The organism is Stenotrophomonas sp. YJH_SMC_17, assembly GCF_059371655.1.
This window is the reverse complement of sequence record NZ_JCAFUU010000001.1, coordinates 737,518-758,868: the sequence shown is the minus strand read 5'-3', so window position 1 is coordinate 758,868 and position 21,351 is coordinate 737,518. Positions and strand designations below refer to the sequence as shown.

The following is a 21,351-nucleotide window of genomic DNA, read 5'->3' as shown; positions in this document are numbered from 1 at the left end:
GCACAGGTTCGGCTCTGCAATCGCCGTTGCAAGTACTAGCGCCTACGCCATGGCAGCACGGTCACATGAATGATTGCGACGATGCCCAGCGTCGAACCATAGAGCCACCAGGTACCGAAGCGATCGGCGTAGCCCTTCCAGCAGGCAACTGCGGCCGGAATCAGGCCGATCAGCACCAGCGGCAGCAGGGTGAATACCCATCTTTGGCGCATGGCCATCAGCAACGCGATCACCGCAGCAACGCCGGCAATGATCAGCAGATTCTTCTTCACGTGTGGCTCCCCTTGCCGTTCCGTTGCTGGACTCTAACAAAGGGACGCCGCCTTCTGTAAGGACGCCTTACGGCTTCACGTCCACCCACACCAGGTGGTGGTCGCTGCCGTCGGCGATCTTCGCTTCCGGGCTTTCATTGGCCGGCCAGAAGATGCCGCTGCCCACGTAGTCGAAACCGGTCGAGGGCAGCACGTAGTCCAGGCGCATGGTGCCGGACTTCGGGCCGAAATCGCCGGTGGCGTGGAACGGTGCGCCCTTGCGCTCGATGCCCTTGGCCGCATAGGCCAGGCTGGTCTGCTCGCCGCCGATGCTGCGCGGGGTGGGGTAGCGCAGCACGCGGGCGTTCTCGATCAGCTCGACGATCGCTTCATGGCGGCCATCGCCGTCGACGGGGTCGTTGTTCAGGTCGCCCAGGATCACAAAGCGTGCGTCCTGCGCCAGGCCACCGCATTGGCCCTTGTCGTCGCACAACCACGGCTTGTTACCCTTGGAGAGGTACTCCTGCCACAGGCGCAGTTCGTCGTGGTTGCGCGCCGCGTTGCGCTTCTCCGGGCCGTCGAACACCGGCGGGGTCGGGTGCGAGACCAGCGCGTGGACCACACCGGCGGGGGTCTTCACCGGCACGTCCCAATGCGATTTCGACGACAGGCGCAGCTGCGACCACACGTGGTCGTTGTAGAAGCTCTTTCCGGTGCGCGGATCGACCGGGCGGATCGCGCCGGGCATCGCGCTCCACTTCAGCAGCTGGAAACTGCGCACCTTGGCTTCATCGATCGGGTAACGCGACAGCACCAGCATGCCGTACTGGCCCGGGTGCAGGCCGTAACCCCACGCATCGTTGCCGCGGCTGCGGCCTTCGCCGCCGACCACGCCGTTGTTGTCCAGGTCCAGGCCGCTGGGCACGCCGGTGTTGACCGGGGCCAGGTAGCGGTAGGCGAAGTGCAGCGGCTTGCCGCCGCCGGGCTGGGCCACTTCCAGGTAGCGCTTCTGGAACAGGTCGGCGGCGCGGTGGGCATCGTCGAAGTCGAACTCGTTCAGCAGCACCAGGTCCGGGCGCACCTGCTGCAGCACGGCGGCAATCTTGCGCGCGTGCTCGCTGTCGCCTTCCAGCTCCTTGATCAGGCCGCCGGCGTCGTCGGAGTACAGCGAAGTGTTGTAGGTGGCCAGGCGCAGCGCAGTGGACGGCTTTTCGGTCATCGCGGGGGACGTGGCGAAGGCGGGGGCGGTGGCGCCGCAGAGCAGGGCCAGGGCGAGGATCAGGGGTTTGGCGTTCATCCCCCTATTCTGCACCCGGCCTGGTGTCAGCGGTTTGTCAGCGCCCGTCCAGTTCGTTGTCGAAATCGTGCCAGCGGCGGCCGTCGTAGGCCTCCAGCGGATGGAAGCGGCGCTTGTAGTCCATCTTCTGGTGGCCGCGGATCCAGTAGCCCAGGTACACGTGCGGCAGCCCTTCGCGGCGGGCCCACTCGATCTGCTGCAGGATCGCGAAGGTGCCCAGCCCGCGTGCGGCGTGGTCCGGGTCGAAGAAGGTGTAGACCGCCGACAGGCCATGCTCGGTCACGTCGGTCACCGCCACCCCCAGCAGCTGGCTGGGCTGGCCGTCGTGCCCGGGCAGGCGCATTTCCATGAAGCGGGTGTGCGACCAGCTGCCGATCAGGAACTGCTCGAACTCGTGCGGCCCATGGTCGTCCATGCCGCCATTGGCGTGGCGGTGGGTGAGGTAGCGGTGATACAGCGCGAACAGGTCGTCGCGGGCGGTGGCGGCGGTGATCCGCACCTCCAGGTCGTCATTGCGGGCGGCGCAACGGCGCTGGCTGCGGTCCGGGGCGAAGCGGGCCACGGGGATGCGTACTGCCACGCAGGCCTGGCAGTGCGCGCAATGCGGGCGGTAGACCAGATCGCCGCTGCGTCGGAAGCCCCAGCTCAGGGCCAGCGGATACAGGCCGCCGAGGCGACGGTCGTGCGGGTCCAGCACCAGGTCGCGCGCCACCCGGTCCGACCAGTACCCGCAGGGGTGCTCGCCGGTCTGGAAAAGCCGCAGTTCGTCGTCTCTGTCGCCGTGTATCGCCATGGGCACAGCATAGCCCCAGCCCGTCGCAGTGGCGGCGACTGTCCGCCGGATGAATGGAACCGGCCGCGGCGTCAACCGATGCCACGCCCGGGCGTTGTTGTTCCCCGAGGGTGAAGTGACCACCCCGACGCAATTCCCATCTCCAGGAGTGACCTCATGATCCGTACCCCCCTGCTGCTGGCCCTGCTGCTCGGCACCTCCGCTTCCGGTATCGCGCTGGCGGCCGACACCCCGACCGCACCGGCGCAGCGCCCGGCCAAGCTGGACACCAACGGCGACGGCGTCATCGACCGTAGCGAGGCGGCTGCAAACCCGCGCCTGGCTGCGAAGTTCGACGAACTGGACAAGAACAAGGACGGCAAGCTCTCGCGCGACGAGATGCCGCGCTGGAAGCACGGCCGCCGTGGCCATGGCGGTGAACGCTGGGCCAAGCTGGACGTCAACAAGGACGGTCGCATCAGCCGCGAGGAAGCCAAGGCCGATCCGCGCCTGGCTGCCCGTTTCGATCAGCTCGATGTCAACAAGGACGGTTACCTGGACAAGGCCGATCGCGAGCTGCGCATGAAGCAGATGCGTGATGCCTGGTTCGCCGCCGCCGACACCAACAAGGACGGCCAGCTGAGCAAGGCCGAGTTCGACGCGGCCAAGGGCCCGATGCACGGCGGCCCGCGCCACGGTGGCCCGCGTGATGGCAGCGCGCCGAAGCCGCAGCGCTGAGTTTCAATGCAGTGATTGACGACAACGCCGGCGCATCGCCGGCGTTGTCCGTTACAGCCGGCCGCTCCGCACCAGCGAATACAGCACAAGCGCGATGACCATCAGGTTCATGGCAATGATGCCGGTGCGGCCGTACATGGCCTCGTACTTCCAGTTGGTCCCGGTGAGCCCGCGCTGCAGCGAGTCACGCGCGATCATCGGCGCCATCAGCCGCTGCAGCGGTACCAGGCACTGGTAGTTGACTACGGCCAGGCCCGCGACCTGCACCAGCAGGACGGCCCAGAGCGGCGCCTGCAGCAGCACTGCCATCAGGATCGTCAGGCACCAGAGCATGCAGGTGCCGATATTGAGATAGAGGAAATGGCGGACGTCGGCGCGCTCGGCCTCGCTGCGGGCGTACGACATCAGGAAGCGTCCACCGAAGTAGCTGCCGACCGTGCCGCCGACCACGCCACCGATGACCGCTCCCCAGCTTTCAGCCGGCATCACGTGCAGTTGCCCCAGTGCGGCGGTCAGCGAGCCCATCGCGGTACCGCCGGCGGCACTGGCGCCACCGAGGCTGAGCTTGCTGCCACCGATGCCGACACCGGTGCCGAGCAGGATTGCGGCACTGGCGGTGCCGGGCGCGGCCACCAGCACCATCGACACCACCGTGGTGGCGAACGCCGCACTGGGCGCGCTGCTGCGGGCGAACTCGCCGAAACGCTGCAGCAGTCCTTCGCGGACCAGGCCGCGGGCACGCGACAGGCGCTTGCGTACCGCCGCGTCGCTGAGCCCGAGCAGGTCGGCCACCTGCTGCGAGCGCTGGCCCTCGCGGTAGTACAGCAGCAGTACTTCGCGGCTGTCGGCGGGCAGGGCGGAGATGATGTCCTCGGCGGCGATCTCCTCTTCCACGCGCTGCAACCGGTCGGCCGTGCTCGGCGACGGATCGGCGGCCATGCCCAGTGCCACCTCGGCCGCCTCGCCGGTCAGGGGCCGGCCACGTTGCGCACGCAACCAGTCGCGGGCCAGGTTGCGGGTGATCTGCCGCAGCCACGGCAGGAAGCTGGTCGAGCTGCGCAGCTGGTGCAGCTGCTGCCAGCCCTTCACGAAGGCTTCCTGGGCGATGTCCTCGCTGGCCTGGCGGTCGCGGGTGATGGCCAGGGCAATGGCGGTGACGGTGTTCTGGCAGGCGAGCACGATACGGCCATAGGCGTGCTGGCAGCCGCCGGCGGCCGCCGGCAGCTCGCGGTCCAGGGTCTGGTCGATCGATACGGCGAACGTCGTCATGGCGGCGGCTCTCCTGCTGGGATTGTGTCCCATGACGGAGCCGCGTGCGAAGTGTGACCGGCCTTCTGCACGGTAGTGCCGGCCAGCGGCCGGCACTACCCGTTCGTCATTTCGAGGGCTGGATGCGGACCCGCACTTCTTCCTCTTCCGGCGCGGCCTGCGGGGCCGGCTGGGCCTGCTGAGGCTGGGCCTGCGGGGCAGGGGCCGGTGCCGCCGGAGCCGGAGCACCACGATGGCGCAGGCCGATCACCAGCGCCACGCCGGCAATCACTACCAGCAGGGCGATGCGGATGCGCCAGGCCCAACTGCGGCCGCCGCTGCCCGCTTCCGGTGCGTCGCGGAAAGCGAACTCGGCGGTGGGATGATCGCGGCGGGTGGTGTCGAGCAGGCGGGCCTCGCGCAGGATTTCGCGCGCGCGCGGCTGATCGTCGGCGCGCACGATCCACACGGCCGGGTAGGCGTTGGCGTTGCCCAGGTCGGTATAGCTGAACTGACCACGGCGGCGGGTCTTGTACGAGCGCCCGTTGGTCACCTTGACGTCGATGCCGTGCCCGCGCAGCAGCTCGGCCACGCCTTCGACGGTTTCCACGCGCTGGCTGCTGAAGATCTGGCGCATCGGTTTACTCCTTGGCCGGCACGGCGGCGGCCGCGGCCTGGTCGGGAACCACGCGGATAAGCCCTTCCTGCGCGGTACTGGCCACCAGCACGCCATTGCGGGTGAAGAACTGGCCGCGGGCCAGGCCGCGCGAATCCTGCGCGCTGGGGCTGTCCAGCGAGTACAGCAGCCAGTCGTCGGCGCGGAACGGGCGATGGAACCAGATCGCGTGGTCGAGCGAGGCCATCTGCACGTGTGGGTGGTAATAGCTGATGCCGTGCGGGAAGGTCGCCGTGCCCAGCAGGTGGAAATCGGAGGCATAGGCCAGCAGCGCCTGATGCAGTTCCGGTGCATCGCCGACCGGCTCGCTCAGGCGCAGCCATACCTGGTGATAGGGCGGGCGCTTGGGCGGATTCAGTTCATCACGTGGGTAGACGTGGCGGAACTCGAACGGGCCGCCGCGTGACAGCCAGCGCTGCACCTTGATCGGCAACCGTTCCAGCACTTCGGCCGGCAGCGGCCGGTTCGGCTCGATGTCTTCCGGTTGCGGCACTTCGGGCATCTTGTGCTGGTGCTCGGCACCGGTTTCGGCCTGCTGGAACGAAGCCGCGCAGAAGAAGATCACCTTGCCGTGCTGGATCGCGGTGACCCGGCGCACCGAGAAGCTGCCGCCATCACGGGTGCGGTCCACGTCGTAGACGATCGGGTGGTCGATGTTGCCGGCGCGCAGGAAATAGGCGTGCAGCGAATGCACGTGGCGGCCGTTGTCGACCGTGGCCTGCGCGGCGGCCAGCGCCTGGCCCAGCACCTGCCCGCCGAACACGTACTTGGTGCCGATGTCGCGGCTCTGCCCGCGGAACAGGTTGTCCTCCAGCCGCTCCAGCGTGAGCAGGTCGATCAGCTCGGAGACGACGGGTTCGGGCGTGTCGTTCAAGGGGGCGGCCACAGCAGTGAAAGAGGGCCTGATTATACCGGTCAAGGGTCAGATCCCTTTCGCATTGCGAACGGGATCTGACCCCGGGCGCGGGCGAACGTTATCTGCCCAGCCGGGCGACCAGGGCCTGCAGGGCATTCTGCGCGTCCGGGGCGAACCAGGCCTCGACGAAGCGGTCCAGCTGGATCAGGTCCGGGTGCAGCGCTTCGTGCAGGTCGGCGCGGGCGATGGCGCGGGTCAGCAGCATCGGCTGGCGCGGCTGCTTGAGCAGGTCCTGCAGCCAGGCGATGGCGCGTGCCACCACCAGATCGCCTTCGGCCAGTTCATCGACCAGGCCGATCTGCAGCGCCTGTTCGGCCGGCACCAGCGAGCCGGTGGTCAGCAGCACGCCGGCACGGTGCACGCCTACCGCACGGCGCAGCAGGCGTTGGATGCCCTCCGGTGCGATCAGGCCGACCTGCACTTCGTTCAGGCCGATGGCATACGGCTTCGATGGATCGGCGCTGCGCGCCATCACCCGGTAGTCGCAGCACAGGGCCAGCACGCAGCCGCCGGCCGGGGCGTGGCCGGTGATCGCCGCGACCACCGGGATGCGGCTCTCCGCCAGCGTGCGCACGGCGCCAAAGAAGGCGTTCCAGGTGTCCAGCAACTTGTGCTTGTCATCGCCATGCGAGAGCAGATGCGGCACGTCCATGCCGCCGGTGAAGATGCGCTCGCTGCCCGACAGCACGATGCCGTGCGCGTCTTCGGCCATCGCCAGCTCGATGGCGTGGATCAACTGCCGGCACAGTTCGGTGTCCAGTGCGTTGACCGGCGGCCGCGCCAGCCGCAGTTCGCGGATGGGGCCATGGTTGATCACCTCGATGAGCGTCGTCATGCTGCGGTCTCGTTGCGAAGAAGGAACCTGGGCGATGATAACCAAACCATTCGTTGGCGTACTGTTGGTTCTGTGTGCGGCTGCAGCATCGGCCTCGGCCGCAGAAACGGCCTGCGTCACGGTGGAGCAGGGCTGGGCGCGGTTGCCACCGAATCCCGCGATGCCGATGACCGCTGGCTACGGCGTCATCCACAACGGCTGCGGCAAGGCGGTGGTGATCACCGGTGCAAGCAGCGCGGTGTTTGGCGACGTGTCGCTGCACGAGACCACGATCGTCGATGGCGTCAGCCGGATGCGCGCGATCGAGCGCCTGCCGCTGGCAGCCGGCGCGCGTGCCGAACTCAAGCCGGGCGGCCTGCACCTGATGCTGATGCAGGGCCGGGGCGCGCTGAAGGAGGGGCAGGCGTTGCCGCTGCGGCTGCAGTTGGAGGGCGGTGGTGAAGCCAGTGCGGCGTTGACGGTGCGCAAGGTCGCGCCGTAACGCGTCGCCCGTTTCGCCGGGTCATGCCCGGCGGGATGCTACGTCCAGTCGTACGAGAACAGCACCGTGCGGCTCACCGGTTCGTACAACATCACGATGGCATCGGCACCAGTTGCGCACCAGTTGTAGCCAGCGACATCTGCCACGGCAAAGAACTTGTTGCCGTTGCGGGTGATGATCACCGTTTCGGCGTCATCCGGGGCGTCGGGGTCATCGGCAGCCTCGGTGAAGCCCAGCTCGAATGCCGCGGGAATCTCTGCGGTCTCGGTCCAGTTTCCGAAACCGATCGGGCCGCCCAACGTATCCAGATAATCGCGCTCGCTGGGTTCGCCCTTGCCGAAGCGCGAGTAGCAGGCCAGGCGCCCGTGCGTGGCATGGTAGTCGCGCGCCCTGGCATAGCTCTCGCGCATCTGTGCGATGTGCTCACGCGCGTACTTGTCATCCACCTGGTCGCCGATGAAATAGCCCTCGTTGCCGAGGAAGCGCATCTCGTTGCCGTCGGTCAGTTCGAAGGCGATCCAGTTGGTGCCGGTAAAGTCGTTGTGGTGCGCTTCGGTGGTCTCGCCGATGCAGCCGTCATAGGGCTCGATCGGGCACAGCATCGTCGCCACCTGGCCAGCCAGTTCCGGGCGCAGTACGCCAAGGTCGATCTTCAGCAGCGGCAGCAGGTGCTGCGCGAGCCACGCCTGATCGGCAGGGAAGACCTCGGCGGGGAAGGGGACCATGCCGGGCAGCAGGTCGCGCAGTTCAGTCTGGTGGATCATGTCAGTCCTTTGATCAGTGTCGGTAATGCCGGCCAGCGGCCCGCACTCCCCGATGCGCGTCAGGTGGACGCGCTGCGGATCGCCTCCGGCAGCGGTGCGCTCTTGCCGGTCTGCGTATCCATCCAGACCACCACCACGTTGCCGTCCGAATACAGCTTCGACTCGTCCTGCTGGTCGACGATGCGGTGGCCGATGGTCACGCTGCTGTTGCCCAGGCGCTCGACGAACAGCTCGACCAGGATGTCGTTGGGCCACACGATCGGCAGCCGGTAGTTGACGTTGGTCGCGGCCACCACCGGGGCGATGCGGTCGGTCATCGATACGCCGTCCACGCCCAGCATCCAGCGCACGCGCGCTTCTTCCAGGTAGGAAATGTACTTGGCGTTGTTGACGTGGCCCATGCTGTCCATGTCACGCCAGCGCACGCTGATCGGGATGCGGGCCAGGATCTTGTGTTCGCTGCTCATCAGGCGTCCTTCTTCTTCTTGCTGGCAGTAGCGGTCTTGCTGGACTTGCCGGTGCTCTTGGCAGCCACCGCCTTCTTTGCCGGCTTCTCCGGCTTCACCTTGCGCGGCGGGCGGGCATCGGGCTTGTTGGCCACGGCGGCGGGCTGCGCCGGGCGCGCGCTGGTGGAGGGCAGCATGCGTGCCAGGAACTGGCCTGTGTACGACTGCGGGCAGGCCGCGACGTCTTCCGGCGTGCCGGTGACCAGGATGGTGCCACCGCGATGGCCGCCTTCCGGGCCCAGGTCGACGATCCAGTCGGCGGTCTTGATCACATCCAGGTTGTGCTCGATCACCACCACCGTGTTGCCTTCGTCGCGCAGCTTGTGCAGCACGCCCAGCAGCGCTTCGATGTCGTGGAAGTGCAGGCCGGTGGTCGGCTCGTCGAGGATGTACAGGGTACGGCCGGTATCGCGGCGCGACAGTTCCTTGGACAGCTTCACGCGCTGCGCTTCACCACCGGACAGCGTGGTCGCGCTCTGGCCCAGCTTGATGTAGCTCAGGCCCACGTCGACCAGCGTTTCCAGCTTGCGTGCGATCGACGGCACCGGCTCGAACAGCTTCAGCGCATCCTCGACGGTCATTTCCAGCACGTCGTTGATGTTGAAGCCCTTGTACAGGATCTCCAGCGTCTCGCGGTTGTAGCGCTTGCCATGGCAGACATCGCACGGCACGTACACGTCCGGCAGGAAGTGCATTTCGACCTTGATCAGGCCATCACCCTGGCAGGCTTCGCAGCGGCCGCCGCGCACGTTGAAGCTGAAGCGGCCCGGCGAATAGCCACGCGCACGCGCTTCGGGCACCTGTGCGAACAGTTCGCGCAGGGGAGTGAACAGGCCGGTGTAGGTGGCCGGGTTCGAACGCGGGGTGCGGCCGATCGGCGACTGGTCGATGTCCACCACCTTGTCGAACAGGTCCAGGCCATCGATCTCCCTGTACGGGGCGATCGGGTGCGAGGCGCCGTTGATCTCGTTGGCGGCCAGCGAGAACAGGGTGTCGTTGATCAGGGTCGACTTGCCCGAGCCGGACACACCGGTCACGCAGGTCAGCAGGCCCGACGGAATCGCCAGGTCAACGCCCTTCAGGTTGTTGCCGCTGGCACCGCGCAGGTGCAGGGTCATCTTCGGGTTCGGCGTGTGCCGGCGCGCCGGGATCTCGATCGCACGCTTGCCCGACAGGTACTGGCCGGTCAGCGAGCGTGGGGCTTCCAGGATGTCCTGCAGGGTGCCCTGGCCGACGATCTCGCCGCCATGCACGCCCGCGCCCGGGCCGATGTCCAGCACGTAGTCGGCCAGGCGGATGGCATCCTCGTCGTGCTCGACCACGATCACCGTGTTGCCGAGATCGCGCAGGCGGGTGAGGGTACCCAGCAGGCGTTCGTTGTCGCGCTGGTGCAGGCCGATCGACGGCTCGTCGAGCACGTACATCACGCCGACCAGGCCGGCACCGATCTGGCTGGCCAGGCGGATGCGCTGCGCCTCGCCACCGGACAGGGTGTCGGCCTTGCGCTCCAGGGTCAGGTAATCCAGGCCGACGTCGACCAGGAAGCCGAGGCGTTCGCCGATTTCCTTGACGATCTTCGCGGCGATCTCGCCACGCCAGCCCGGCAGGCTCAGTTCACTGAAGAACTTCAGCGCCTCGTCGATCGGCAGCACCACCAGCTCCGGCAGCGGTCGGTCGGCCACGAACACGTTGCGCGCCGCCTTGTTGAGGCGCGCGCCATGGCATTCCGGGCACGGTTGCTCGCTGATGTACTTGGACAGTTCCTCGCGCACCGCCGGCGACTCGGTTTCCTTGTAGCGGCGCTCGAGGTTGGGAATGATGCCTTCGAAGCGGTGCTTGCGCTGGGTGCGGCCACCGGCTTCGGTGAAGTAGGTGAAGGTGATCGCTTCGTCGCCGCTGCCGTAAAGCACGGCCTGCTGCACCTTGGCCGGCAGCGAGTTCCACGCGGCGTCCACGTCGAACTTGTAGTGCTTGGCCAGCGAGGCGATCAGCTGGAAGTAGTAGGCGTTGCGACGATCCCAGCCGCGCACCGCACCAGCGGCCAGCGACAGCTCCGGATGCACCACCACGCGCGAGGGATCGAAGAATTCGGCAATGCCCAGGCCATCGCAGCCGGGGCAGGCGCCCATCGGTGCGTTGAACGAGAACAGGCGTGGTTCCAGCTCCGGCAGCGAGTAGTCGCAGACCGGGCAGGAATACTTGGACGAGAACAGCGTCGGCGCGGTTTCGGCGTTGTCCAGGCTCTGCACCGAGGCCATGCCGTCGCCCAGCTTGAGCGCGGTCTCGAAGCTCTCGGCCAGGCGCTGCTTGATGTCCTCGCGCGGGCGGAAGCGGTCGATCACTGCTTCGATGGTGTGCTTCTGGCGCAGTGCCAGCGGCGGCACCGCATCGATTTCATGCAGCTCGCCGTCCACGCGCACACGCACGAAGCCCTGCGCGCGCAGCTGGTCGAACACCTGCGCGTGTTCGCCCTTGCGGTCGCGGATGACCGGGGCCAGCAGCATGTAGCGCTGTTCCGGGTCCAGGGTCAGCACCTGGTCGACCATCTGGCTGACCGTCTGCGCCTCCAGCGGGTAGCCATGATCCGGGCAGCGCGGGGTGCCGACGCGGGCGTACAGCAGGCGCAGGTAGTCGTAGATCTCGGTGATCGTGCCGACCGTCGAACGCGGGTTGTGCGAGGTCGACTTCTGCTCGATCGAGATCGCCGGTGACAGGCCTTCGATGTGGTCCAGGTCCGGCTTTTCCATCACGCTCAGGAACTGGCGCGCATAGGCCGACAGCGACTCGACGTAGCGGCGCTGGCCTTCTGCATAGATGGTGTCGAACGCCAGCGAAGACTTGCCCGAGCCGGACAGGCCGGTGATCACGATCAGCTTGTCGCGAGGCAGGTCGAGGTCGAGGTTCTTCAGGTTGTGCGTCCGCGCGCCGCGGATGCGGATGAAATCCATCGCCATGGGGGATCCGGTTGTGGGGGCGTTGGCTGGGTGCCGGGCCAGCAGGGAACGGCAATCGGTCAGCCTACCGAGGTGACCAGATGGGGGCAATGGGCGACAATGCCAGCCCCGTGTCTCACCTTGTGAGACACTGCGACAGCTTTGTGTAGAGCCGAGCCCACGCTCGGCTGCCTGGACCCCGAACCGTTCAGCCGAGCATGGCTCGACTCTACTGGGACAGGCGGTAGGGCCGCCCAGCGGTTGACTTGACCGGCGCCCATTGATCTGCGTACAATCCCGCTCCTGTCCGCCCTCGATGGCGGCAGCTCAGACCACAATAACTACAGAGGAAGGCCTGGTCATGTACGCAGTACTGGTCACCGGCGGTAAGCAATACCGCGTGGCGCAGGGCGAAAAGCTCCGCATTGAAAAGCTCGAAGTCGAAGTCGGCAGCGAGATCAAGTTTGACAACATCCTGATGCTGGGTGACAGCGACGGCGTGAAGCTGGGCGATGCGCTGAAGGGCGCTGCCGTCACCGCCAAGGTCCTGTCCCAGGGTCGTGCTGACAAGGTCCGGATCATCAAGTTCCGTCGCCGCAAGCACCACATGAAGCGTCAGGGTCACCGTCAGTACTACACCGAAATCGAGATCACCGGCATCGCCGGCTAAGCATCAGGAGAAGCAGTCATGGCACATAAAAAGGGCGTAGGCTCCTCGCGCAACGGTCGCGACTCCAACCCGAAGTACCTGGGCGTCAAGATCTTCGGCGGCCAGGCCATCGAAGCCGGCAACATCATCGTGCGTCAGCGCGGCACCCAGTTCCACCCGGGTTCGGGCGTTGGCCTGGGCCGTGACCACACCCTGTTCGCCCTCGTGGACGGCAAGGTGGAGTTCTCGGTCAAGGGCGCCAAGAAGCGTCGTACCGTCAGCATCGTCTCGGCCGACGCCTGATCCAGGCATCGCCGGCACCCATGCCCCGGCATGGCTGTGCTGGATGAAGAGCACGTTGCATGGAGAGCCCCGCTTCGGCGGGGCTTTTCGTTAGAGTGAACGCAAGACCGGCCATGCCGGGTTGCCGGCCCGCGGCCGGCATGACATTCAAGGCGACGGCAGTCAGGCCGCGCCCATCGCAGGCATCGAAACAATGAAACTGGTAGACGAAGCAGAAATCGAAGTGTTCGCCGGCAACGGCGGCAACGGCTGCATTGGCTTCCGTCGCGAGAAGTTCATTCCGCTCGGCGGCCCGGACGGCGGCGACGGCGGTGCGGGCGGCAGCGTGTACATCCGCGCCGACGAAAACCTGAACACCCTGGTCGACTTCCGCCATGAGCGCATCTTCAAGGCGCAGCGCGGCGAGAACGGCATGGGCCGCCAGGCCTATGGCAAGGGCGGCGAAGACCTGACCATCACCGTGCCGGTCGGCACCGTGGTGATCAACGTTGCCACCGATGAAGTCATCGGCGACCTGACCCAGCACGGCGACCGCCTGCTGGTGGCCAAGGGCGGTCGCGGTGGCCTGGGCAACATGCACTTCAAGAGCTCGACCAACCGCTCGCCGCGCCAGGCGCTGCCGGGCGAGCCGGGCGAAGAGCGCACGCTGAAGCTGGAGCTGAAGCTGCTGGCCGATGTCGGCCTGCTGGGCTTCCCCAACGCGGGCAAGAGCACGCTGATCCGTGCCGTTTCGGCGGCAACGCCGAAGGTGGCCGATTACCCGTTCACCACGTTGTACCCGAACCTGGGTGTGGTGAAGGTGGAGAACCACCGCAGCTTCGTGATTGCCGATATTCCGGGCCTGATCGAAGGCGCGGCGGATGGTGCCGGCCTGGGCGCGCAGTTCCTGCGCCACCTGCAGCGCACCCGCCTGCTGCTGCACCTGGTGGACATCTCGCCGATGGAAGGTGGTGTTGAGGGTATTTCCCCGGTTGAGCAGGTGCGTGCGATCGAGCGCGAGCTGGAAAAGCACGATCCGGAGCTGCTGCAGAAGCCGCGCTGGCTGGTGCTGAACAAGGCTGACCTGATGTTCGAGGACGAAGCCAAGGCCGCGGCCGAGCAGATCGTCGCCGAGCTGGGCTGGAAGGAGCCGTGGTTCCTGGTCTCGGCGCTGGGTCGTGAAGGTACCTTCCCGATCATGAGCCGGATCATGGCCTTCTTCGATCGCCAGAAGGAAGAGGAGCAGGAAGCCCGCGACGCGCAATGACGGCGTTGTGCTTCCGCTCGAAAAACCCGGCTTCGGCCGGGTTTTTTTTGTTGGCTGCCGCTCTTCTGTAGGGCTGAGCCCATGCTCGGCTGCTGTTCGCGCGGCAGCCGAGCATGGGCTCGGCTCTACAGGGCGGAAACTGCAGGCAACAAAAAACCCGGCCAAGGCCGGGCTTTTGTCTGCTGCCCCAACCCCGAAGGGCGGGGCGGCAACGCCGGATCAGGCGGCCTTGAGGGCCTTGATGCGGTCGTTCAGGCGGCTCTTGTGACGAGCAGCCTTGTTCTTGTGGATCAGGCCACGCGCGCTGAAGCGATCCAGGATCGGCTGGGCAACGGCGAAGGCGGCTTCGGCGCCGGCGGCATCGTTGGCGTCCAGCGCCTTGATCACTTTCTTGACAGCGGTGCGCAGCATCGAGCGCTGAGCCACGTTGCGCGCGTTGCGCACGACGGTCTGCTTGGCGCGCTTCTTGGCGGACTTGATATTGGCCACGGTGGTGGTTTCCTGAAAAAATCGGTGTTATGGGAACAGCAAGCTAGCTAGTATGATGGCGTAAGAAATGCACGTCAAGTCGATTGTCAAGAGGGACGCTGAGTGAGTTCACCCAAGTTGTTGCGGGGCCTGCTGTCGTTCAGCAGCATGACCATGGTCTCGCGCGTTCTCGGACTTGTCCGGGACTTCGTGGTGACCACCACGTTCGGCACCAACGCCATCACTGATGCTTTCTGGGTCGCCTTCAGGGTACCCAATTTCCTGCGGCGTTTGTTCGCCGAAGGCTCGTTCGCCACCGCTTTCGTGCCCGTGTTCACGGAAGTGAAGGAAACCCGCAGCCACGCCGAGCTGCGTGAACTGATGGCCCGCACCGCCGGCACCCTGGGTGGGGTGCTGATGCTGGTGACCGCGGTGGCGCTGATCTTCGCGCCGCAGCTGGCCTCGGTCTTCTCAAGTGGCGTTGATACCGACCCGGTGAAGCAGGGCCTGCTGGTCGACCTGTTCCGCCTGACCTTCCCGTTCCTGCTGTTCGTCTCGCTGACGGCCCTGGCCGGTGGCGCGCTGAACAGCTTCCAGCGCTTCGCGATGCCGGCGCTGACCCCGGTCATCCTCAACCTGTGCATGATCGCCGGTGCGCTGTGGCTGGCGCCGCGGCTGGGCGGTACTCCAGAGAAGCAGATTTTGGCGCTGGGCTGGGCGGTGCTCGCCGCCGGCATCCTGCAGCTGCTGTTCCAGCTGCCGTCGCTGAAGGGGATCAACCTGCTGACGCTGCCGCGCTGGGGCTGGAGCCACCCGGGCGTACGCAAGGTGATGACGCTGATGGTGCCGACCCTGTTCGGTTCGTCGGTGGCGCAGATCAACCTGCTGCTGGACACGGTCATCGCCGCCAAGCTGACCGATGGTTCGCAGTCCTGGCTGTCGCTGGCCGATCGTTTCCTGGAACTGCCGCTGGGCGTGTTCGGCGTGGCGCTGGGCACGGTGATCCTGCCGGCGCTGGCCCGCCATCACGTCAGCACCGACCGCGAGGGCTTTTCGCGCTCGCTGGACTGGGGCCTGCGCATGACCCTGCTGATCTCGGTGCCGGCCATGCTGGGCCTGCTGCTGCTGGCCGAGCCGCTGATCGCGACGATCTTCCAGCACGGCCAGTTCAGTGCCTTCGATACCCGCATGACCGCGCTGTCGGTGTACGGGCTGAGCTTCGGCCTGCCGGCGTTCGCCCTGCTGAAAGTTGTGCTGCCGGCGTTCTACGCCCGCCAGGACACCAAGACCCCGGTGCGCGCCGGTGTGGCCGCGCTGGTGGCCAACATGGTGTTCAACTTCGCCCTGCTGGCCGTGCTGTACCAAGTGATGGTGCCGGAGGCGCTCAAGGCGCAGGGCGTGATGGCGGCCATCGGCAAGCAGCCGGGCCTGCACCTGGCGCTGGGCATCGCCAGCGCATTGTCCAGTTACCTGAACCTGGGCCTGCTGTGGTACTGGCTGGGCAAGACCGATGTCTACCGGCGCCGACCGGGCTGGGGAGGCTATCTGCTGCGCCTGCTGCTGGCCTGCGTGGCCATGGTCGCCGCGCTGCTGGCCCTGCTGCACTGGCTGCCGGCGTTCTCGGCGATGGGCGTATGGGAGCGGATCGGCAGCCTGTCGCTGCTGGTCGGCGGCGGCGCCGCCACCTACGCGGTGGCCATGGTGGCCATGGGCTTCCGCCCGCGCGACCTGCGCGGCCATTGATCGCCGCCCATGGCGGCTATACTTCAGGGTTACACCATTGAAGCGACGGCCCCGGGTGGGCCGGAACGAGAGTTGATGAGCAGGCTGTTCAGAAGCGTCGAGGGCGGGGAGCTGTTCCCCAACGGAAGCGTGGTCTGTATCGGCGCATTCGACGGCCTCCATCTGGGCCATCGTGCGCTGGTCCGCCACGCGGTCGCCCGCGCGCGCGCCGTGGGCGTACCCGCTGTGGCCGTGGCCTTCGAGCCGCTGCCGCGTGAATTCTTTGCACAGGGCACGCCGCCGCCGCGGCTGACCCTGGCCCGCAGCAAGGTCGAGATGCTGCAGGAACTGGGCGTGGATGCCGTGGGCCTGCTGCGCTTCGACGCGGCCATGGCGGCCATGCCGGCCGAAACCTTCGTGCGCCAGCTGCTGGCCCATCGCCTGGGCGCGCGCGAAGTCTGGATCGGCCCCGAGTTCTGCTTCGGCAACCGCCGCCGCGGCGACTTGGCCCTGCTGCAGGCCATGGGCCGCGAGCTGGGCTTCAGCGCCGGCGAAATCGAAGCGGTGGACCTGCACGGCGAACGCATTTCCAGCACGCGCATCCGCCAGTTGCTGCAGGCCGGCGACTTCACCCGCGCCGGCGATCTGCTGGGTCGCCCGTATTCGATCAGCGGGCGGGTGGTGCGCGGGCGCCAGCTCGGCCGCACCCTGGGCTTCCCCACCGCCAACCTGCGCTTCCCCAAGACCCCGGCGCTGTCGGGCATCTACGCCACCTGGGTGCACGGGGTGTTCGACCAGCCATGGCCGTCGGTGTCCAGCTTCGGCACCCGGCCCACCGTGGAAGGCGTGGAGCCGTTGCTGGAAGCCCACCTGTTCGATTTCCAGGGCGACCTGTACGGTCGTCATATCGAAGTCGAATTCGTCGCCAAGCTGCGCGACGAAGAGAAATTCAACGATCTGGCGGCGCTGACCGACCAGATGCACCGCGACGCCGAGCAGGCGCGCGCCCTTCTTTCCGAACATAGATTGCGAGCCACTGCGTGAGCCAGGACTACAAGACCACCCTGAACCTGCCAGCCACCGAATTCCCGATGCGCGGCGACCTGCCCAAGCGCGAGCCGGGCATTCTGGCGCGGTGGGAAGCGCAGGGGCTCTACCAGCAGCTGCGCGACAACGCCGCCGGCCGCCCACTGTTCGTGCTGCATGACGGCCCGCCGTATGCCAACGGCCGCATCCACCTGGGCCACGCGGTCAACAAGATCCTGAAGGACATCATCGTCAAGTCGCGCTACCTGGCCGGCTTCGATGCGCCCTACGTGCCGGGCTGGGACTGCCACGGCCTGCCGATCGAAATCGCGGTGGAAAAGAAGTGGGGCAAGGTCGGCACCAAGCTCGACGCCGTTGCATTCCGGCAGAAGTGCCGTGAATTCGCCGAAGAGCAGATCAACATCCAGCGCGCCGATTTCAAGCGTCTGGGCGTGACCGGCGACTGGGACAACCCGTACAAGACCCTCAGCTTCGATTTCGAAGCCAACGAGATCCGTGCGCTGGCCAAGGTCGTGGCCAACGGCCACCTGGTCCGCGGCGCCAAGCCGGTGTACTGGTGCTTCGACTGTGGCTCGGCGCTGGCCGAAGCCGAGATCGAATACCAGGAAAAGGAATCGCCCGCGATCGACGTGGCCTACGCCGCACGCGATGCGCAGGCCATCGGCCAGGCGTTCGGCGTAAGCGTGCCGGCCGACGTGGAAGTGGCGGTGCCGATCTGGACCACCACGCCGTGGACGCTGCCGGCCTCGCTGGCGGTGTCGCTGGGTGCGGAAATCAACTACGTCCTGGCCGAAGGCCCGGCCCACAACGGCAAGCGCCGTTGGCTGGTGCTGGCCGCCGCGCTGGCCGAGCGCGCGCTCCAGCGCTATGGCGTGGGCGACGTGGTGCTGCACGGTGAAACCACCGGCGCGGCGCTGGAGAACCAGCTGCTGGCGCATCCGTTCTACCCGGAACGCGGGATCCTGGTGCTCAACGGCGACCATGTGTCCGACGAGGACGGTACCGGTGCGGTGCACACTGCCCCCGGCCACGGCCAGGAAGACTTCGTGGTGAGCCAGAAGTACGGCCTGCTGGACAAGTACAACGCCGGGCAGGTCACTCCGATCGACGGCCGTGGCGTGTACCTGGAATCGACCCCGCCGGCCGGTGACGTGGTGCTGGCGGGCCAGCACCTGTGGAAGGCGCAGGAGGCCATCGTCGGCGTGCTGCGCGACAACGGTTCGCTGCTGGCCTTCCATCCGATCCGTCACAGCTACCCGCACTGCTGGCGCCACAAGACGCCGGTGGTGTTCCGCGCCACCCCGCAGTGGTTCATTTCGATGGACAAGGCCAACCTGCGCAACGATGCGCTGGCCGCCATCGACACCGTCGGCTGGTTCCCGACCTGGGGCAAGGCGCGCATCCAGAGCATGGTCGACGGTCGCCCCGACTGGACCATCTCGCGCCAGCGCACCTGGGGCGTGCCGATCGCACTGTTCACGCATCGCCAGACGGGCGAGATCCATCCGCGCTCGGTGGAGCTGATGCAGCAGGTCGCCGACCGCGTCGAAGCCGAGGGCATCGACGTCTGGTACTCGCTTGACGCCGTCGAACTGCTGGGCGCTGAAGCGGCCGACTACGAGAAGGTCACCGACATCCTCGACGTCTGGTTCGATTCGGGTGTGACCCATGAAGGCGTGCTCGCCGCGCGTGGCTTCGGCAAGCCGGCCGACCTGTACCTGGAAGGTTCGGACCAGCATCGCGGCTGGTTCCAGTCCTCGCTGCTGACCGGCGTGGCGATCGACAAGCGCGCGCCCTACAAGCAGTGCCTCACCCACGGTTTCACCGTGGACGAGCACGGCCGCAAGATGTCCAAGTCGCTGGGCAACGGCATCGAGCCGCAGGACATCATGAACAAGCTGGGCGCGGACATCCTGCGCCTGTGGATCGCCTCGGCCGACTACAGCAACGAGATGTCGCTGTCGCAGGAGATCCTCAAGCGCAACGCCGACGCCTACCGTCGCCTGCGCAACACCGCACGCTTCCTGCTCGGCAACCTGGACGGCTTCGATCCGGCCCAGCACCTGCAACCGCTCGACCAGATGGTCGCTCTGGACCGCTGGATCGTGCATCGCGCGTGGGAGCTTCAGGAGAAGATCAAGGCGGCCTACGACGGCTACAACATGGCCGAGATCGTGCAGCTGCTGCTGAACTTCTGCAGCGTGGACCTGGGCTCGCTGTACCTGGATGTGACCAAGGACCGCCTGTACACGATGCCGACCGATTCGCACGGTCGCCGCTCGGCGCAGAGCGCGATGTACCACATCGCCGAAGCGTTCACCCGCTGGGTCGCACCGATCCTGACCTTCACCGCCGACGAACTGTGGGGCTACCTGCCGGGCGAGCATGCCGGGCACGTGCTGTTCACCACCTGGTACGACGGCCTGGCGCCGCTGCCGGCCGATGCGCAGCTCAACGCGGCCGATTTCGACCAGCTGCTGGCTGTGCGCGAGCAGGTGGCCAAGGTGCTGGAACCGATGCGCGCCAACGGTGCCATCGGTGCCGCGCTGGAAGCGGAAATCACCATTGCCGCCAACGAGGAGCAGGCCGCGAAGTGGCAGCCGCTGGCCGAAGAGCTGCGCTTCCTGTTCATCAGTGGTGACGTGCAGGTGCGCCCGGCGACCACCGACGAGGTGTTCGTCAGCGCCCAGCCGACCAGCAAGGCCAAGTGCGTGCGCTGCTGGCACCACCGCGCCGATGTCGGCAGCAATGCCGATCACCCCGAACTGTGCGGCCGCTGCGTGAGCAACGTCACCGGCGCCGGCGAACTGCGGAGCTGGTTCTGATGAGCACTGCGCGCCCGCATCCGAACGCCCTGGTCTGGCTGCTGCTGTCGGTGGTCATCATCGGCCTGGACCAGTGGTCCAAGGCCTGGGTCCTGTCGGCCCTGCCGGAATTCCAGCCGGTGGTGGTCATCGACGGCTTCTGGAACTGGTACCGCACCTACAACACCGGTGCGGCATTCAGTTTCCTGAGCGACGCCGGTGGCTGGCAGAAGTACTTCTTCACCGCGCTGGCGATCGCCATCAGCGGCCTGATGGCCTGGTGGCTGCGCGGCACTGCCCGTGGCAACTGGAAGGCCGCGGTGCCGTATGCGCTGATCATCGGTGGTGCCATCGGCAACGTGATCGACCGCCAGGTGCACGGTCACGTGGTCGATTTCATCCAGTGGTACGTGGGCAGCTATACCTGGCCCTCGTTCAACATCGCCGATTCGGCCATCGTGGTCGGTGCCATCGGCATCGCCCTGTTTGGCCTGTTCGACGGCAAGTCCGCCAAAAAGGCGGATAATGCCAACCCGAAACCGTAAGCCGGCCGCCGCCGGGAGACTGAACTGATGGATGTGCTGCTCGCCAACCCGCGTGGTTTCTGTGCCGGTGTCGATCGTGCGATCGAGATCGTCAAGCGCGCGATCGAAACGCTGGGCGCGCCCATCTACGTCCGCCATGAAGTGGTGCACAACCGCTTCGTGGTCGACGACCTGAAGCAGCGCGGCGCGATCTTCGTCGAGGAACTGGACGAAGTGCCGGACAACAACACGGTGATCTTCAGCGCACATGGCGTGTCCCAGGCGGTGCGCCAGGAAGCCGAGCGCCGTGGCCTGAAGGTGTTCGACGCCACCTGCCCACTGGTGACCAAGGTCCACTTCGAAGTGGCCCGCCACTGCCGTGCCGGCCGTGACGTGGTGCTGATCGGCCACGCCGGTCACCCGGAAGTGGAAGGCACCATGGGCCAGTGGAACCGCGAAGCCGGTACCGGCCAGATCTACCTGGTCGAGGATGTGGAGCAGGTTGCGACGCTGCACATCAACCAGCCGGAAAACTTCGCTTACACCACCCAGACCACGCTGTCGGTGGACGACACGCGCGGCATCATCGATGCGCTGCGCGAGCGCTTCCCGGCGATGCAGGGCCCGAAGAACGACGACATCTGCTACGCCACGCAGAACCGCCAGGACGCCGTGCGCGACCTGGCCAAGCGCTGCGACCTGGTGCTGGTGGTGGGCTCGCCGAACAGCTCCAATTCCAACCGTCTGAGCGAACTGGCCCGCCGCGAAGGTGTGGAGTCGTACCTGATCGACGGTGCGCACGAGATCGACCCGCGCTGGGTGGAAGGCAAGCAGCACATCGGCGTCACTGCCGGTGCCTCGGCGCCGCAGGTACTGGTCGATGGCGTGCTGGCACGCCTGACCGAACTGGGCGCGACCGGCGTCGGCGAGCTGGATGGCGAACCGGAATCGATGGTGTTCGCGCTGCCGAAGGAACTGCGCCTGCGCCTGGTCGACTGACCGGAGCTGACTCGGGCGGGGGCGAACCTTGGTTCGCACTGCTTTTGGATGCAGCCCGTCCACGCATGGCGTGGATCTGCCGCTCACGGCCTTGTTGCCGGGTTTGCCGCTTCTGGTGGGGTTTGGGCGCCCCATGACCTTTGGCCATGGGGCAGGGCACTTTACAGGCCTA

21 protein-coding genes are annotated in these 21,351 nt (G+C 66.8%); 10 read left to right on the top strand and 11 right to left on the bottom strand.

Going from position 1 to position 21,351, the window contains the following annotated elements; all coding sequences use genetic code 11:
• Nucleotides 1-35: 35 nt before the first annotated feature.
• The 3 genes from AC5P8Z_RS03565 to AC5P8Z_RS03555 form a co-directional block, all read right to left on the bottom strand.
• The gene (locus tag AC5P8Z_RS03565) at nucleotides 36-272 is read right to left on the bottom strand and encodes a hypothetical protein (RefSeq protein WP_049447054.1); all 237 of its coding nucleotides are present in this window, start codon (nucleotides 270-272) and stop codon (nucleotides 36-38) included.
• A 67-nt stretch (nucleotides 273-339) separates the two neighbouring features.
• Nucleotides 340-1,548 carry an endonuclease/exonuclease/phosphatase family protein gene (locus AC5P8Z_RS03560; RefSeq protein WP_295565565.1) on the bottom strand — a complete coding sequence of 403 codons (1,209 nt, stop codon included), beginning with the start codon at nucleotides 1,546-1,548 and terminating at the stop codon, nucleotides 340-342.
• A 37-nt stretch (nucleotides 1,549-1,585) separates the two neighbouring features.
• Nucleotides 1,586-2,341, bottom strand: coding sequence for an arginyltransferase (locus AC5P8Z_RS03555; RefSeq protein ID WP_061480378.1), 756 nt, complete (start codon nucleotides 2,339-2,341; stop codon nucleotides 1,586-1,588).
• 156 nt (nucleotides 2,342-2,497) lie between these two features.
• Between AC5P8Z_RS03555 and AC5P8Z_RS03550 the strand changes: the two genes are divergently transcribed.
• Nucleotides 2,498-3,058, top strand: a complete 561-nt coding sequence (locus tag AC5P8Z_RS03550) for an EF-hand domain-containing protein (protein WP_295565566.1) — start codon at nucleotides 2,498-2,500, stop codon at nucleotides 3,056-3,058.
• Between the two features lie 51 nt (nucleotides 3,059-3,109).
• Here the strand turns inward: AC5P8Z_RS03550 and AC5P8Z_RS03545 are convergent, their stop codons facing one another.
• The 4 genes from AC5P8Z_RS03545 to AC5P8Z_RS03530 all read right to left on the bottom strand — a co-directional run bounded on the left by AC5P8Z_RS03545 (nucleotide 3,110) and on the right by AC5P8Z_RS03530 (nucleotide 6,733).
• Nucleotides 3,110-4,327 carry an RNA polymerase sigma factor gene (locus AC5P8Z_RS03545; RefSeq protein WP_495228111.1) on the bottom strand — a complete coding sequence of 406 codons (1,218 nt, stop codon included), beginning with the start codon at nucleotides 4,325-4,327 and terminating at the stop codon, nucleotides 3,110-3,112.
• A gap of 106 nt (nucleotides 4,328-4,433) precedes the next feature.
• Complete coding sequence (locus AC5P8Z_RS03540; RefSeq protein ID WP_286071252.1) at nucleotides 4,434-4,943, bottom strand: pathogenicity-like protein; 510 nt, start codon at nucleotides 4,941-4,943, stop codon at nucleotides 4,434-4,436.
• A gap of 4 nt (nucleotides 4,944-4,947) precedes the next feature.
• A complete protein-coding gene (gene tesB / locus AC5P8Z_RS03535) occupies nucleotides 4,948-5,868 on the bottom strand; it encodes an acyl-CoA thioesterase II (protein WP_005408551.1) in 921 nt (306 codons plus the stop codon).
• Between the two features lie 88 nt (nucleotides 5,869-5,956).
• Entirely contained in the window at nucleotides 5,957-6,733 is a 777-nt protein-coding gene (locus AC5P8Z_RS03530) for an enoyl-CoA hydratase/isomerase family protein (RefSeq protein ID WP_295565568.1), read from the bottom strand.
• Nucleotides 6,734-6,767: 34 nt separating this feature from the next.
• Here AC5P8Z_RS03530 and AC5P8Z_RS03525 point away from each other — a divergent pair, with 34 nt between their 5' ends.
• Entirely contained in the window at nucleotides 6,768-7,214 is a 447-nt protein-coding gene (locus tag AC5P8Z_RS03525; RefSeq protein WP_286071254.1) for a copper chaperone PCu(A)C, read from the top strand.
• A gap of 38 nt (nucleotides 7,215-7,252) precedes the next feature.
• Here AC5P8Z_RS03525 and AC5P8Z_RS03520 read toward each other — a convergent pair whose 3' ends face one another.
• From AC5P8Z_RS03520 to uvrA, 3 genes are read right to left on the bottom strand one after another with little or no spacing between them, the layout of a single operon-like run.
• Complete coding sequence (locus AC5P8Z_RS03520; protein ID WP_495228109.1) at nucleotides 7,253-7,978, bottom strand: enolase; 726 nt, start codon at nucleotides 7,976-7,978, stop codon at nucleotides 7,253-7,255.
• Between the two features lie 59 nt (nucleotides 7,979-8,037).
• Nucleotides 8,038-8,445, bottom strand: coding sequence for an acyl-CoA thioesterase (locus AC5P8Z_RS03515; RefSeq protein ID WP_006424673.1), 408 nt, complete (start codon nucleotides 8,443-8,445; stop codon nucleotides 8,038-8,040).
• A complete protein-coding gene (uvrA, locus tag AC5P8Z_RS03510) occupies nucleotides 8,445-11,438 on the bottom strand; it encodes an excinuclease ABC subunit UvrA (protein ID WP_495228107.1) in 2,994 nt (997 codons plus the stop codon). The genes AC5P8Z_RS03515 and uvrA overlap by 1 nt, the downstream gene beginning before the upstream one ends.
• A gap of 340 nt (nucleotides 11,439-11,778) precedes the next feature.
• Between uvrA and rplU the strand changes: the two genes are divergently transcribed.
• From rplU to cgtA, 3 genes are all read left to right on the top strand, one after another.
• The gene (gene rplU / locus AC5P8Z_RS03505; RefSeq protein WP_005408557.1) at nucleotides 11,779-12,087 is read left to right on the top strand and encodes a 50S ribosomal protein L21; all 309 of its coding nucleotides are present in this window, start codon (nucleotides 11,779-11,781) and stop codon (nucleotides 12,085-12,087) included.
• 18 nt (nucleotides 12,088-12,105) lie between these two features.
• The gene (gene rpmA / locus AC5P8Z_RS03500; protein WP_005415704.1) at nucleotides 12,106-12,369 is read left to right on the top strand and encodes a 50S ribosomal protein L27; all 264 of its coding nucleotides are present in this window, start codon (nucleotides 12,106-12,108) and stop codon (nucleotides 12,367-12,369) included.
• A gap of 193 nt (nucleotides 12,370-12,562) precedes the next feature.
• Nucleotides 12,563-13,615, top strand: a complete 1,053-nt coding sequence (gene cgtA / locus AC5P8Z_RS03495) for an Obg family GTPase CgtA (RefSeq protein WP_295565572.1) — start codon at nucleotides 12,563-12,565, stop codon at nucleotides 13,613-13,615.
• Nucleotides 13,616-13,834: 219 nt separating this feature from the next.
• Here the strand turns inward: cgtA and rpsT are convergent, their stop codons facing one another.
• A complete protein-coding gene (gene rpsT / locus AC5P8Z_RS03490) occupies nucleotides 13,835-14,104 on the bottom strand; it encodes a 30S ribosomal protein S20 (RefSeq protein ID WP_005408560.1) in 270 nt (89 codons plus the stop codon).
• Between the two features lie 117 nt (nucleotides 14,105-14,221).
• Here rpsT and murJ point away from each other — a divergent pair, with 117 nt between their 5' ends.
• The 5 genes from murJ (at nucleotide 14,222) to ispH (ending at nucleotide 21,179) form a co-directional block, all read left to right on the top strand.
• Entirely contained in the window at nucleotides 14,222-15,826 is a 1,605-nt protein-coding gene (gene murJ, locus AC5P8Z_RS03485; RefSeq protein WP_286071993.1) for a murein biosynthesis integral membrane protein MurJ, read from the top strand.
• Between the two features lie 75 nt (nucleotides 15,827-15,901).
• On the top strand, nucleotides 15,902-16,849 hold the full coding sequence (locus AC5P8Z_RS03480; protein WP_478067213.1) for a bifunctional riboflavin kinase/FAD synthetase: 948 nt from the start codon (nucleotides 15,902-15,904) through the stop codon (nucleotides 16,847-16,849).
• Nucleotides 16,846-19,677 (top strand): isoleucine--tRNA ligase, encoded by a 2,832-nt coding sequence (ileS, locus tag AC5P8Z_RS03475; RefSeq protein ID WP_495228104.1) that lies wholly within the window; start codon nucleotides 16,846-16,848, stop codon nucleotides 19,675-19,677. Before AC5P8Z_RS03480 ends, ileS begins: the two co-directional genes overlap by 4 nt.
• Nucleotides 19,677-20,201: a signal peptidase II gene (gene lspA / locus AC5P8Z_RS03470; protein WP_495228102.1), complete on the top strand. Its 525-nt coding sequence runs from the start codon at nucleotides 19,677-19,679 to the stop codon at nucleotides 20,199-20,201. The genes ileS and lspA overlap by 1 nt, the downstream gene beginning before the upstream one ends.
• A gap of 27 nt (nucleotides 20,202-20,228) precedes the next feature.
• A complete protein-coding gene (gene ispH, locus AC5P8Z_RS03465; protein ID WP_286071260.1) occupies nucleotides 20,229-21,179 on the top strand; it encodes a 4-hydroxy-3-methylbut-2-enyl diphosphate reductase in 951 nt (316 codons plus the stop codon).
• Nucleotides 21,180-21,351 lie beyond the last annotated feature (172 nt).